General features: G+C 52.3%; 17 protein-coding genes. 8 read left to right on the plus strand and 9 right to left on the minus strand.

Annotated elements, in window-relative coordinates; all coding sequences use genetic code 11:
* Positions 1 to 368 precede the first annotated feature (368 nt).
* The 3 genes from yhcN (M2406_RS24920) to argR all read right to left on the minus strand — a co-directional run bounded on the left by yhcN (M2406_RS24920) (position 369) and on the right by argR (position 1,895).
* The gene (gene yhcN, locus M2406_RS24920; protein ID WP_012004927.1) at positions 369 to 632 is read right to left on the minus strand and encodes a peroxide/acid stress response protein YhcN; all 264 of its coding nucleotides are present in this window, start codon (positions 630 to 632) and stop codon (positions 369 to 371) included.
* A 123-nt stretch (positions 633 to 755) separates the two neighbouring features.
* Entirely contained in the window at positions 756 to 1,019 is a 264-nt protein-coding gene (gene yhcN / locus M2406_RS24925) for a peroxide/acid stress response protein YhcN (protein WP_012004928.1), read from the minus strand.
* Between the two features lie 405 nt (positions 1,020 to 1,424).
* Positions 1,425 to 1,895: a transcriptional regulator ArgR gene (gene argR / locus M2406_RS24930; RefSeq protein WP_004952803.1), complete on the minus strand. Its 471-nt coding sequence runs from the start codon at positions 1,893 to 1,895 to the stop codon at positions 1,425 to 1,427.
* 89 nt (positions 1,896 to 1,984) lie between these two features.
* On the opposite strand from argR, the gene M2406_RS24935 reads away from it, so the two are divergent.
* Both M2406_RS24935 and mdh read left to right on the plus strand, forming a co-directional pair.
* Complete coding sequence (locus M2406_RS24935; RefSeq protein ID WP_259191791.1) at positions 1,985 to 2,110, plus strand: hypothetical protein; 126 nt, start codon at positions 1,985 to 1,987, stop codon at positions 2,108 to 2,110.
* A gap of 251 nt (positions 2,111 to 2,361) precedes the next feature.
* A complete protein-coding gene (gene mdh / locus M2406_RS24940; protein WP_012004929.1) occupies positions 2,362 to 3,300 on the plus strand; it encodes a malate dehydrogenase in 939 nt (312 codons plus the stop codon).
* Between the two features lie 68 nt (positions 3,301 to 3,368).
* Here mdh and M2406_RS24945 read toward each other — a convergent pair whose 3' ends face one another.
* Positions 3,369 to 3,629 carry a helix-turn-helix transcriptional regulator gene (locus M2406_RS24945; RefSeq protein ID WP_012004930.1) on the minus strand — a complete coding sequence of 87 codons (261 nt, stop codon included), beginning with the start codon at positions 3,627 to 3,629 and terminating at the stop codon, positions 3,369 to 3,371.
* A gap of 182 nt (positions 3,630 to 3,811) precedes the next feature.
* Between M2406_RS24945 and M2406_RS24950 the strand changes: the two genes are divergently transcribed.
* Complete coding sequence (locus M2406_RS24950; RefSeq protein ID WP_026142164.1) at positions 3,812 to 4,162, plus strand: DNA-binding protein; 351 nt, start codon at positions 3,812 to 3,814, stop codon at positions 4,160 to 4,162.
* A gap of 49 nt (positions 4,163 to 4,211) precedes the next feature.
* Here M2406_RS24950 and ispB read toward each other — a convergent pair whose 3' ends face one another.
* Entirely contained in the window at positions 4,212 to 5,183 is a 972-nt protein-coding gene (ispB, locus tag M2406_RS24955; RefSeq protein ID WP_012004932.1) for an octaprenyl diphosphate synthase, read from the minus strand.
* A gap of 269 nt (positions 5,184 to 5,452) precedes the next feature.
* Here ispB and rplU point away from each other — a divergent pair, with 269 nt between their 5' ends.
* The 4 genes from rplU (at position 5,453) to cgtA (ending at position 8,305) form a co-directional block, all read left to right on the plus strand.
* The gene (gene rplU / locus M2406_RS24960; protein WP_012004933.1) at positions 5,453 to 5,764 is read left to right on the plus strand and encodes a 50S ribosomal protein L21; all 312 of its coding nucleotides are present in this window, start codon (positions 5,453 to 5,455) and stop codon (positions 5,762 to 5,764) included.
* A 17-nt stretch (positions 5,765 to 5,781) separates the two neighbouring features.
* The gene (gene rpmA / locus M2406_RS24965; RefSeq protein ID WP_004933559.1) at positions 5,782 to 6,039 is read left to right on the plus strand and encodes a 50S ribosomal protein L27; all 258 of its coding nucleotides are present in this window, start codon (positions 5,782 to 5,784) and stop codon (positions 6,037 to 6,039) included.
* Between the two features lie 105 nt (positions 6,040 to 6,144).
* Positions 6,145 to 7,116, plus strand: coding sequence for a DMT family transporter (locus tag M2406_RS24970; RefSeq protein ID WP_017891378.1), 972 nt, complete (start codon positions 6,145 to 6,147; stop codon positions 7,114 to 7,116).
* A gap of 16 nt (positions 7,117 to 7,132) precedes the next feature.
* Complete coding sequence (gene cgtA / locus M2406_RS24975; RefSeq protein WP_012004935.1) at positions 7,133 to 8,305, plus strand: Obg family GTPase CgtA; 1,173 nt, start codon at positions 7,133 to 7,135, stop codon at positions 8,303 to 8,305.
* Between the two features lie 41 nt (positions 8,306 to 8,346).
* On the opposite strand, the gene pmrB is transcribed toward cgtA, so the two are convergent.
* The 3 genes from pmrB to dacB are packed head-to-tail and all read right to left on the minus strand — an operon-like array spanning position 8,347 to position 11,509.
* The gene (gene pmrB / locus M2406_RS24980) at positions 8,347 to 9,408 is read right to left on the minus strand and encodes a two-component system sensor histidine kinase PmrB (RefSeq protein ID WP_259191793.1); all 1,062 of its coding nucleotides are present in this window, start codon (positions 9,406 to 9,408) and stop codon (positions 8,347 to 8,349) included.
* Positions 9,405 to 10,067, minus strand: a complete 663-nt coding sequence (gene pmrA / locus M2406_RS24985) for a two-component system response regulator PmrA (protein WP_012004937.1) — start codon at positions 10,065 to 10,067, stop codon at positions 9,405 to 9,407. The genes pmrB and pmrA overlap by 4 nt, the downstream gene beginning before the upstream one ends.
* Positions 10,068 to 10,075: 8 nt before the next feature.
* Entirely contained in the window at positions 10,076 to 11,509 is a 1,434-nt protein-coding gene (gene dacB / locus M2406_RS24990; RefSeq protein ID WP_012004938.1) for a serine-type D-Ala-D-Ala carboxypeptidase, read from the minus strand.
* Between the two features lie 256 nt (positions 11,510 to 11,765).
* On the opposite strand from dacB, the gene greA reads away from it, so the two are divergent.
* On the plus strand, positions 11,766 to 12,242 hold the full coding sequence (gene greA, locus M2406_RS24995) for a transcription elongation factor GreA (protein WP_012004939.1): 477 nt from the start codon (positions 11,766 to 11,768) through the stop codon (positions 12,240 to 12,242).
* 114 nt (positions 12,243 to 12,356) lie between these two features.
* Here greA and yhbY read toward each other — a convergent pair whose 3' ends face one another.
* The gene (gene yhbY / locus M2406_RS25000; protein ID WP_004933536.1) at positions 12,357 to 12,650 is read right to left on the minus strand and encodes a ribosome assembly RNA-binding protein YhbY; all 294 of its coding nucleotides are present in this window, start codon (positions 12,648 to 12,650) and stop codon (positions 12,357 to 12,359) included.
* Between the last annotated feature and the right edge of the window lie 54 nt (positions 12,651 to 12,704).

Consider the following 12,704-nt stretch of genomic DNA (forward strand, 5'->3'; position numbering starts at 1 on the left):
TTTTGATGACAAAGTTGTCTTTGAACCCGAGATACTCGGGCCTAGCGCACCGAGGGGCCATTATGGGACACATCCATGTGTCCCACCCTGCGGGCCGACTGGAAGTCGTTCCAATTTGCTCCCGGAAAATTGGTCGGCGGACAAGCCGCTACGACCCCATCGGCACGCTCTCCCTAATATCGGGCTTTGCCAGCGTCTAAGGGCCGATAGCGGCCCTTTTTTACGCCCAGAAAAAAGCCCTCGCGAGCGAGGGCAACGGGGTTCGTCGGATAGGACGACGAATTTCTTCAGAGAATCAAAGCTTACGACAGAACTCGGCAGTGGCAGTGACGAGGGTAATCAGTTCGGTAAGCCTGTCCTCTGAATTGTTATTTATAGATTTCGGCGGTCGCGTGCCAGTTGCCATTTTCGTAGGCTTCGATCACGCGGTAGGCTTTAGCACCTTGTTTGTCGGCCTTGTCAGACAGCGCCTGACGAATATCGGAAGGTGCGCCGGTAATGCCGCTGGCGGTAATGGTACCGACAGACTGAAGATTGGTCGCCTGGTCATTTGTGATTAACGTAGCGGCAGAAGCCCCGAAGGAAACAACTGACAGCAGGCTAAGTGCGACGAGGGTAGTTTTCATGCTCATGATATTAAGTCCTGTTGTGATAACCGCCTGGAAGGGCTTTTTCAGCGTTTTTATACTTGAAGGCCGTTATCGGGGTACTGGGTTCCAGAGTTTTATTGCCCGTTGCCGGGTAACGCCTTGTACTTATTTGTAAATTTCTGCGGTCGCGTGGAAGTTGCCTTCGTTGCGCGCTTCGATCACACGGTAAGCGGTTGCCCCTTTGGCATCGGCTTTTTCAGACAGTGCCTGACGGATGTCTGAAGGTGCACCGGCAACACCGCTGACGGTGATAGTGCCTGCAGACTGCATATTTGCAGCCTGATTTGCATCAACAGATTGTGCTGCAAATGCGCCGAAAGAAAGCATGGATAGAACGCTCATGGTTGCGATGGTAGCTTTAATTTTCATTTTCTCACCTTATCGTATTCTTTTATCAGTTCCTGTGAACTGTGATTTACGTCACGGAAATGAGTATACATCTAGTAACGCGAAAAATTAATAGTTAGCTAACAGTTTCTTGTGAAACTTTATTATGGTGTTGCTTATTTTTAATAACCATATGGAATAAAAAACGCTTATAAAACGATCTTTCAATGTTAAATTTATGTAATTTCAATAAGGTAAGTGCTTTTGACCAAAAGTGCGGAAGATCACAGCAGCTATCACTAGTTACGTACCAATGTCATTGAAATGTGCTGCAGCGCGACAGGAATCTGGTTTTAAACGTGGCAAGGAATGAAGGAAAGGTAAGGATAGGGTTAAAGAAGCGCTAACAAAACGCGACGGTTAGCCGCATTTTGTTAGCGCACTACATCATAACTCTTGTTCGAACAGCGACAGGATGGCTTCGTATAACTGACGAGCGGTAAAGCTGCTGGCCGGGGTTACGAAAATAGTGTCGTCACCGGCGATGGTGCCGAGAATACCTTCTGATTTACCCAGCGAGTCCAGCAGGCGGGCAATTAACTGCGCGGCGCCGGGGCTGGTGTGGATCACCACTACGGCGTCGTTATGATCGACGTCCAGCACCAGGTTCTTCAGCGGGCTGGTAGTGGTAGGCACGCCGAGCTCGGCTGGAAGGCAATACACCATTTCCATTTTGGCATTACGCGTACGCACCGCGCCGAACTTGGTCAGCATGCGCGATACTTTGGATTGGTTGATGTTTTCGAAGCCTTCTTCTTGCAGCGCCAAAACGATCTCGCCTTGAGAACTGAATTTTTCTTCTTTCAATAACGCTTTAAACGCTTTGATCAGATCTTCCTGCTTTGCGGGATTACGCATTTTGCACCGTGGAATGTTGACAGTAGAAGTGATTATTATGCATATAAATGAATTTTTATGCAATAAAATGGCGTCCGGAAAAAATAATAATGGCCGGACAATGGGGAAAGGGCGGCATTTTAACAAAATCCGTATCCCATGAATATGCCCTTTCCATGACCGAAGGATCCGTCCGTGGTGGTAAAGAAAATGTTATTAAAATGATGTTGTTCTGATGTTATGTAAGGGTGTAATGTAACCGCCGGTTAACTTGCTCGTGAATAACCTCGCAGTATTTTTGATTAGTGTGCGCTATGCCCTTAATGCATAAGCGATTTAATCTAAGATAAGCGCGACATCGGTCGATTTATTGCGCCAGTTCTCAAACAGACTGTTAAGAGATTGTTTTTAAAGGTGTAATAATTTAAGGTCCGTACCCAACATATTCACGGCGCTTTATATATTTAAGATAATAAAGGAGTATAGGATGAAAGTTGCAGTTCTCGGTGCTGCTGGCGGTATCGGCCAGGCCCTCGCCCTTCTACTCAAAACCCAGCTTCCTTCAGGTTCTGAACTCTCTCTCTACGACATTGCCCCCGTTACCCCAGGCGTTGCCGTCGACTTAAGCCACATCCCAACCGCAGTTAAAATCAAAGGCTTCAGTGGCGAAGACGCTACTCCAGCTCTGCACGGTGCAGACGTGGTACTGATCTCTGCCGGCGTTGCACGTAAACCAGGCATGGATCGTTCAGATCTGTTTAACGTGAACGCGGGCATTGTGCGTAATCTGATCCAGCAAGTGGCAACAACCTGCCCGAAAGCCTGCATCGGCATTATTACCAACCCGGTTAACACCACCGTGGCTATCGCAGCAGAAGTGCTGAAGAAAGCCGGCGTGTATGACAAAAACAAACTGTTTGGCGTGACCTCGCTGGACATTATCCGTTCCAACACCTTCGTGGCCGAGCTGAAAGGCAAGCAGCCGGAAGAGTTGAACGTACCGGTTATCGGTGGGCACTCTGGCGTGACTATCTTGCCGTTGTTGTCACAGATCCCGGGCGTAAGCTTCACTGACCAGGAAGTTGCCGATCTGACCAAGCGTATCCAGAATGCGGGTACTGAAGTGGTTGAAGCTAAAGCCGGCGGCGGGTCTGCAACTCTGTCAATGGGTCAGGCGGCGGCGCGTTTCGGCTTGTCTCTGGTTCGTGCGCTGCAGGGCGAAAAAGGCGTGGTGGAGTGTGCTTACGTGGAAGGCGATGGCAAATATGCCCGCTTCTTCGCACAGCCTCTGGTGCTGGGTAAGAACGGCGTTGAAGAACGCAAGGACATCGGTACTCTGAGCGCATTCGAGCAGAAAGCGCTGGACGATATGCTGGATGTTCTGCACAAAGATATCGAACTGGGCGAAAAGTTTATCAATAACTGATCATTCAGTGGTGCATGAGTATGCATAGGCCGCCGGACAGCGTACCGGCGGTTTTTTTATGCCTGTAGCTATGTGCGGATGCGGGCTTTTCGATCCAGCAGGTGATGGGTATGTGGGTCGAAATAGCGGCTTGGCCAAATCTCTGCAGGATGGATGTTAAGTGCTTCAGCAATTAACCATTCCCCTTTTGGCCAGGGGCGCGACAGCGCGTTTGCCAGTGTTGATGAGCTAAGTCCCGCCTTGCGCGAAACCGCCGCCAGTGTTGTCCCCTTCTTACGTAGAGCCGCAATGATATCCGCCGGATGCCAGTCCTTGTTCCTTGAGTTCATGTTTGCATTCCTTTTTTGATTAGCGAAAGTTCTGTTAGTGGTATAACTAACAGGTCAAGATTAATCGTTTGAACAACATGAAGCGCTTATACGGAAACTAGGATACCACTAAATTTCTTAAAAAATATCCCATAAATTTCCCAAAAAAAGATATTTGCCGACTTTGCCCAGAGAACATGGCTATGAAAAAAGAGTGGTTTGCCGCCAAGGAACTGACAGGCGTGGCAGGATTACCTTCCTCACCACAGGGAATAAATTTGATGGCACGTCGGGAAGGCTGGAACAGCCGTCGGCGCAAGGGCGTGCAGGGGAAAGCGCTGGAATACCATATTGACAGCCTGCCTGCGGGAACGCGCAATTTGCTGGTTTTGAAAGAAGAGCCTGCCAGCTATCAGGTTGAACGCAAAGATCCGCTAGTCGTGTGGATTGAGTACTACTATCACCTGACAGAGTGCGAACGTGAGAAGGTATTGGCGTTCTTGGTACGAGAAGGGATCGGTAGCTTGCTGGCACGTATTTCAGCAGATAAATGATCAGACCCGCAGTGCGGGTCTGTGGAAACAATAATATTCTTATAGTTTCTTAAAAATCGCGTTGGACCGCAAGATGCGCTAATCCTTCCAGCGCGGAGCGATGTGGCGATTCGGGTAGAACCTGCAAGGCGGCAATGGCCTTGTCAGCCTCTTCCTCAGCCCGTTGGCGGGTATACTCCAGTGAGCCGCATTGCTGCATGGCTTGCAACACCGGTTCCAGCAAATGACGGCCGTTACCCTGTTCAATCGCCCCGCGGATCATGGCTTTCTGCTCGCCTTCGCTGTTATGCATGGCGTGCAGTAGCGGCAATGTCGGCTTCCCTTCATTGAGATCGTCACCGGTATTTTTGCCCAGTGTACTGCCGTCGGCACTGTAATCGAGCAGATCGTCGATCAACTGGAAAGCGGTGCCGAGATAGCGACCGTAATCCTGCAGCGCTTTTTCTTCAGCAACGCTTGCGTCTGACAGGATCGCCGAAGATTGCGCCGCCGCTTCAAACAGACGTGCGGTTTTGCTGTAGATCACCCGCATGTAGCTTTCTTCGGTAATGTCAGGATCGTTGACGTTCATTAACTGCAGAACTTCACCTTCGGCAATCACGTTGACCGCCTCAGACATCAGTGCCAACACGCGCAGCGATTCCAGACTGGTCATCATCTGGAAAGCACGCGTATAGATGAAGTCGCCGACCAGGACGCTGGCGGCATTGCCGAAGGCGGCATTGGCGGTGGCCTTGCCGCGGCGCATATCTGATTCATCCACCACGTCATCATGCAGTAGAGTTGCGGTGTGAATGAATTCAATCAGCGCGGCAACGGTAATGTGTTTATCACCCTGATAATGCAAAGCCCGCGCCGCCAGAACGGCGATCATCGGGCGGATGCGTTTACCGCCACCACTGATAATGTAATAGCCAAGCTGATTGATGAGCGTGACATCGGAATTCAGCTGTTCGAGAATTGTTGCGTTCACGGCCGCCATATCTTGCGCGGTTAACTCGGTAATTTGCTCTAGGTTCATTGTATTTTTTTCAGCTGTGTTTCTCTTCACCGCGTTGAGATCGCTGCTCACATCGGTACATGGCGGTAACTGTCCCTCTGATTGTACTTGAAAAACGGCCCAGATAAACGCCATGAAAGAAACTGTGCTTTTTTTCTTCTTTTTTCTGCTTCTGGTCTTATTCTGCTCTTGTCATACGCTGGATTATTGCGTAGAATTCGCGCCCTATTGTGAATATTTATAGCGCGCTCTGTACTGAACAGTTGGGCACGCGGAAAGCGGAGTTTTATATGTACGCGGTTTTCCAAAGTGGTGGTAAACAACACCGAGTAAGCGAAGGTCAAACCATTCGCTTGGAAAAGCTGGACATCGCAACTGGTGAAGCAGTTGAGTTTGACCAGATTCTGATGATCGCTAATGGCGAAGATATCAAAATCGGCGTTCCTTACGTCGATGGCGGTAAGATCAAAGCTGAAGTCGTTGCTCACGGTCGTGGCGAGAAAATTAAGATCGTTAAGTTTCGTCGTCGTAAGCACCATCGTAAGCAGCAGGGCCACCGTCAGTGGTTCACTGACGTTAAAATCACCGGCATCAGCGCTTAAGTTAGGGGAGCAGATTAATGGCACACAAAAAGGCTGGCGGCTCGACTCGTAACGGTCGCGATTCAGAAGCTAAACGTCTGGGCGTAAAACGCTTTGGCGGCGAAGCAGTACTGGCAGGCAGCATCATCGTTCGTCAGCGCGGCACTAAATTCCACGCTGGTACCAACGTGGGTTGCGGCAAAGACCACACTCTGTTTGCTTTGAAAGACGGTAAAGTCAAATTCGAAGTTAAAGGCCCGAGCAATCGTAAATTTATCAGCATCGAAGCTGAATAATTTTTCGAGCCTTACTAAATAGATGTAAGCCCCGCAATTCGTTGCGGGGCTTTTTACATTTATGGGCTGCTTATGCATCGGCCCGTCAGCGCTGGCAAAGGTAAGATGGAAACAAAACAGCAGGTCGGAATTGGCATTTCTCTGGCGGTGACTACGGCAGTTTGCTGGGGTGCATTGCCGATTGCGATGAAAGAAGTGCTGGTAGTGATGGATCCGTTTACCATCGTTTGGTATCGATTTACCATGGCTGCACTTGGGTTGGGGCTTATTTTGGCCGTGCGCGGCAAGTTGCCGCCGGTGACCCTGTTCCGTCAACCGCGCTGGTTGTTGATTCTGGCCATCGCCACCGCAGGCCTGCTGGGGAATTTTATTTTCTTCAGCTCTTCGCTGCAGTATCTCAGCCCGACAGCATCACAGGTGATCGGCCAGTTATCGCCGGTCGGCATGATGTTTGCCAGCGTGCTGATTTTAAAAGAGCGGATGCGCATCACTCAGGTGATTGGCGCGCTGATGCTGATCTGCGGGTTGCTGTTGTTTTTCAACGTCAGCCTGATTGAGATTTTCACCCGCCTGACAGATTACACCCTTGGGGTGCTGCTGGGTGTGTGTGCGGCAATGGTCTGGGTCACTTATGGCGTTGCGCAGAAAGTGTTGCTGCGTCGATTAGCCTCGCCGCAAATTCTGGTAATGTTGTACACTTTATGTGCAGTGGCGTTATTTCCTCTGGCCAGGCCGGAGGGGATTTTCCAGCTCAGCGGCTGGCAATTAGCCTGTTTGCTGTTCTGTGGTGCCAACACGTTGATTGGTTATGGTGCGCTGGCTGAAGCAATGGCGCGCTGGCAGGCGGCACAGGTGAGTGCGTTAGTTACGCTGACACCGCTGTTTACCCTGCTTTTTTCAGATTTATTGGCGCTGGCCTGGCCACACGTATTCGCCGCCCCGACCTTAAATGTCGTCGGCTATGTCGGTGCTTTCGTAGTGGTAGCGGGCGCCATGTTTTCCGCAATTGGTCACCGTTGGTGGCCGCGACGGGCAGAACCCCGCCTGGTTGCTCCTTTGAAGCAGCCCGGTGAATGATTTACGGAGACGGTAAATGAAGTTTGTAGATGAAGCAGCGATCTTGGTCGTTGCAGGTGACGGTGGTAATGGTTGCGTCAGCTTCCGTCGCGAAAAATATATCCCGAACGGCGGGCCTGATGGCGGTGACGGCGGCGATGGCGGCGACGTCTATCTGTTGGCGGACGAAAACCTCAACACGCTGATCGACTACCGCTTTGAGAAATCTTTCCGCGCCGAACGTGGCCAGAATGGTCAGAGCCGTGACTGTACCGGTAAGCGTGGCAAAGATATTACCATCAAGGTTCCGGTCGGTACTCGCGTGCAGGATCAGGGCACCGGCGAAATCCTCGGCGACATGACCCGTCACGAGCAGCGTCTGATGGTGGCGAAGGGCGGTTGGCACGGTTTGGGCAACACCCGTTTTAAATCATCCGTTAACCGTGCTCCGCGCCAGAAAACGCTGGGCACCGCCGGTGAAGCTCGTGACATCCTGCTGGAGCTGCTGCTGCTGGCGGATGTGGGTATGCTGGGCCTGCCGAACGCCGGCAAGTCGACCTTTATCCGTGCAGTCTCTGCTGCAAAGCCAAAAGTTGCCGACTATCCGTTTACCACTCTGGTGCCAAGCCTGGGTGTGGTACGTATGGATCACGAGCAAAGCTTCGTGGTTGCCGATATTCCGGGGCTGATCGAAGGTGCCTCCGACGGCGCTGGCCTGGGTATTCGCTTCCTGAAGCATCTGGAGCGCTGCCGCGTGCTGTTGCACCTGGTGGATATCGCCCCGATCGATGAATCTGATCCGGTAGAAAACGCCAAAGTCATCATCAACGAGTTGAATCAGTACAGCGAGAATCTGTCGCAGAAGCCACGCTGGCTGGTTTTCAACAAGATTGATGTGATTGGTGAAGAAGAAGCTGCCGAACGTGCCAAGGCGATTGCAGAGGGCATGGGCTGGGAAGGTAAGTACTACATGATCTCCGCCGTCAATCGTGAAGGCGTCAATGCGCTGTGCTGGGATGTGATGAAGTTTATCAATACCCAACCGAAAGCCATGGCCATCGAAGAAAGCGCGCCGGAGAAAGTCGAGTTCATGTGGGATGATTATCACCGTGAACAGATCGCTGAAGTGGAAGCTGAAGCGGATGACGACTGGGATGACGACTGGGATGAAGAGGACGACGAAGGCGTCGAAATCATTTACCAGAAGTAATCTTGTGAAGAGAGGGGCTCAGTTAACACTGGGCCCTTTTTTTATTTCAGGACGTTTTCCGGGAGCCAGCATCGTGCATCGAGCCCGCTGGTATCCTGACGGTTTTGCAACGTTAAACGCCCCTGATGCAGCTGCACAATACGAGTTACGATATTCAATCCCAACCCACTGCCGCCATAGCGTTGATCCATGCGGCGGAAGGCCTGCGTGAGTTCACCCGCTATTTTCTCTTTGACGCCCGGACCTTCATCGATCACCTGTAGCCGGTAACCGCGTTCCTGCGCAGAAAGTTGTACCTGGATCCTGCTACCCTCAGGGCTATAACGATGGGCATTCTCCACCAGGTTACGCAGCAGCAGACGTAACAGTACCGGGTCACCATGTACCGGGGCGGTGGTCGGAAGCTGCCATTGCAAACTTTGCCCGCGTTGTGTGGCCAACTCCTCGAGTTCTTCCCGCAGCGGTTGGATCACATCGCTCACCCAATCGAAGCGTTGATAATGGCCACTGGCAAAATCTTGCCCGGCGCGTGCAAGCATCAGCAATTGTTCGACGGTGTGCATCAGTTGGTCAATGCGCTTAATCAGTGGCCCACTTTGCGGGACTCCCTGTTTTTCCATTAACTCCAGATGCAGGCGGATGCCCGCCAGAGGCGTGCGTAGCTCATGGGCGGCGTCGGCAGTAAACAGCCGTTCCTGCTGGATGGTGTTATCCAGCCGCGAGAACAATTGGTTGAGCGTAGTGGTGACCGACATTATTTCGAGGCTGTCGCTGTTGAGCGGCAGCGGCGTCAGGTTATCGGCAGAACGCTTTTCCAGCCGTTGTTGCAACTGATTGAGCGGGCGGATAATCCAGCTGATAGCCCAAAATGAGGCGAGCAAAGTCACGACCATCATGATCAGTGAAGGGGCGAGCAGTGAGGCTATTGCTTCGGCGATTTCCGTATCGACACGCTCGGTGCGAACCTTGGCCGACAGGGTTTCATCCACCAGGAAGCTGATTTGCTCCTGGCTTTCATGCCACAACCAAAAGGCACTGATAAGCTGGGTGACCAAAAGGATCAGCGCCAGCATCAACAACAGACGACGGCGCATGCTGATCATGATGAGGATTCCAGACGATAGCCGATACCGCGAACGGTGCGGATGCGATCTTTACCCAATTTGCGGCGCAGATTATGGATATGTACTTCCAGCGTGTTGGAGCCCAAATCGTCCTGCCAGGTATAGAGATCCTGCTGCAGCAGTTCACGATTGACCGTTTGCCCGGCGCGCATCATCAGACGTGACAGGATGGCGAACTCTTTCGGGGTGACTTCCACCGGCTGTTGCTGAACATAAACCTGCTGACTGGAGAGATTGAGTTGGAGGTCATCGAGCTGCATGAGGTTGTCACTGTGACCCTGATAGCGACGGATCAGCGCCCGCACGCGCGCCTGCAGTTCAACCAACGCGAAGGGTTTCACCAGATAATCGTCGGCGCCGGCATCCAGCCCATCAACACGGTCTTCAAGCGCATCGCGAGCGGTCAGGATCAGCACCGGCAGCTCGACTTGCTGACGGCGCCACTGCCGAAGCAGGCTGGCGCCGTCCATGTCAGGCAGGCCCAGATCGAGGATAATCATGCTGTACTGACTGGTAAGGAGCAGAGCATTGGCCTCCGCGGCCGTAGCCGCGCAGTCGCAGGCATAGCCCTCGCCAGCTAATGCCAGGGCCAGGCCTTGCTGCAGCAGCTCATCGTCTTCAACAATCAGCAGTTTCATCGTAACCCTCAGTTATTCTGATAAATATCCCGGTACAGACGGCTTTCGAAACGCACCAGTGGAGCGCGGCGCTGTTTTTGATCTTCCGGCGGCACGGCATAGCCCGACAGATACTGTACGAATGCAAAACGCTGGCCGCTGGCGGTGGTGATAAACCCGGCCAGGTTGTACACGCCTTGCAATGCCCCGGTTTTAGCGGAAACCTTCCCGTCGACACCGGCTTCATGCAGGCCGCCACGGTAACGTAAGGTGCCGTCATAGCCAGACAGCGGCAGCATTGAAATAAAGTTCAGCTCACTGTCATGCTGCGCGATGTACTGCAACGCCTGCATCATGGTTGCCGGGGCCAGCAGGTTATGGCGTGACAGGCCTGAGCCGTCCACCACGATGCTGTTGCCCAAATCGACACCGGCTTTCTGACGAAGTACCTGACGCACGGCATCGGCACCGGCACGCCAGGTGCCCGGCACGCCAAAACGTTCATGGCCGATAGTGCGGAATACGGTATCGGCAATCATGTTGTCCGATTTCTTCAGCATGATCTTCAGCAACTCGTGCAGAGGTGCCGATTGAGCCTGTGCGATCACCGTTCCCTTCAGGCCAGGTTGGGTCTGACGCTTCAGGTGGCCGTCGATCTGAATGCCGGCCTGCGTCAGCTCATCTTTCAAAATAGCCCCGGCATAGCTGGCACCATCCTGAATGGCGAAGGCCAGCGGCAGCGGATCGCTGCGTTGGGTCAGACAGCCGGTCAGGGTAAAGCGATTCAACTCGCCCGGCACCACGTCCAGCTCACAATATTGGGCATCTGCGGAGCCTTTCGCCAGCGTACGTACCTGGCTGAACATATTGACCGGGTAATACGAGGCCACGCGAATAAAGGCCATATCGCCCGGATTCGGCGCGCTGTACAACGACACAGAGAAACAGTTGCGATCGACTATCGCCGCTGCTGGCGGTGCGCTGAAGCACTGGGTCAGGTCGTTCCACGGCCAGCCGGGGGCTTTGTCATGGCTGGCGAATACCGAAGTATCGACCAGCACATCGCCGGTGATCTGGCGGACACCCTGCTTTTTCAGGATCGCCACCATGTTACGCAGGCTTTGGCGCTTAAAGGTCGGATCGCCGCTGAAGCGGGCAATCAGGTTGCCGCGCAGCACGCCGTCACTGATATCACCCTGGCTTTCCAGCGTGGTGGTGAAGCGATAGTCGGGGCCGAGCTGCAATAATGCAGCCAGCGCGGTCAGCACTTTCTGGGTACTGGCCGGCAACGCCATTTGCTGAGAGTGATAATCGATGGTCGGTGCGTCTGCGCCGATCTTCTGAACTACCAGGGCAAGGTTGGCCCCATCAGGCAAATATTGTGTGTAATCTTCAACCGGGGCCGCATTCGCATTTAGAACAAATGCGCAAGCCAATGCACTGACAATTCGTGAAAAACGCATAATCTCGGGATAACAGCTGGATAACGTGCCGTCATACTACGGTGCATTCAGGGAAAAAGTAAACGATGACCCTCAAGGAACTCTAAGCTAAAATGCGTATCAAAATGCAAAATCGATCCTGACTTGGGCAACTGTTCCGAGTCAGGCTTCTTTTGTTTGTCGCCTGGAGGCGGGGGGCATGTAGCCACCGTTTTTTCATTCGAACACGTCAGGATGACGGTTATTTGAACAGGAAGGATTTAGAGGTATTTAGCTTATGAAACAGATTCCGATGACCTTGTTTGGCGCTGAAAAACTGCGCGAAGAACTCGAATATTTAAAAGGCGTGCGCCGTCCGAAAATCATTGCGGATATCGCTGACGCCCGTGAACACGGCGATTTGAAAGAAAACGCAGAGTATCACGCCGCTCGTGAGCAGCAGGGTTTCTGCGAAGGGCGTATCCAGGAAATTGAAGCCAAGTTGTCCAACGCGCAGGTGATCGATATCACCAAGATGCCCAACAATGGACGCGTGATTTTTGGCTCCACCGTATCGGTGATGAACCTCGATAGCGAAGAAGAAGTGACCTACCGCATCGTTGGCGACGATGAGGCCGATTTCAAGAAAAATCTGATTTCGGTCAATTCACCGATGGCGCGTGGTTTGATCGGTAAAGAAGTGGATGACGTGGTAGTGATAAAAACCCCGGGTGGCGATGTCGATTATGAGATCTTGAAGGTTGATTATCTCTGATCGCTCTGCATTCGTTCAGAAAATCGCCAGGGTTTTGTAAAGAAAGGAAAAAGGCCGCACGCGGCCTTTTATCTGAATCAGGTGCATGGCACCTTTTCGTTAACCCAATGCTTATTAACGCGGTAGACTGATCTTGCGCTCTTTAGAAGGGCGGTAAAGAATAAGCGTACTGCCGATGACTTGCACGTTGCAGGCACCCGTTTCACGCACGATAGCGTCGGCGATCAGGGTTTTGGTTTCGCGATCTTCAGCAGCGATTTTTACCTTGATCAGCTCATGATGCTCCAGAGCCTGTTCAATTTCAGCCAGCACCCCTTCGGTGAGACCGTTATTACCCAGCATGACAACCGGTTTTAACGGATGCGCCAGGCCTTTCAGGTGCTGTTTTTGTTTATTATTCAGATTCATTGTCTTTTTTGCTTAAGTTGGGATTGAAAACGGTACATTCTACCGCCATCTCAT

Source organism: Serratia sp. BIGb0163, assembly GCF_024809935.1.
GTDB lineage: Bacteria > Pseudomonadota > Gammaproteobacteria > Enterobacterales > Enterobacteriaceae > Serratia > Serratia quinivorans.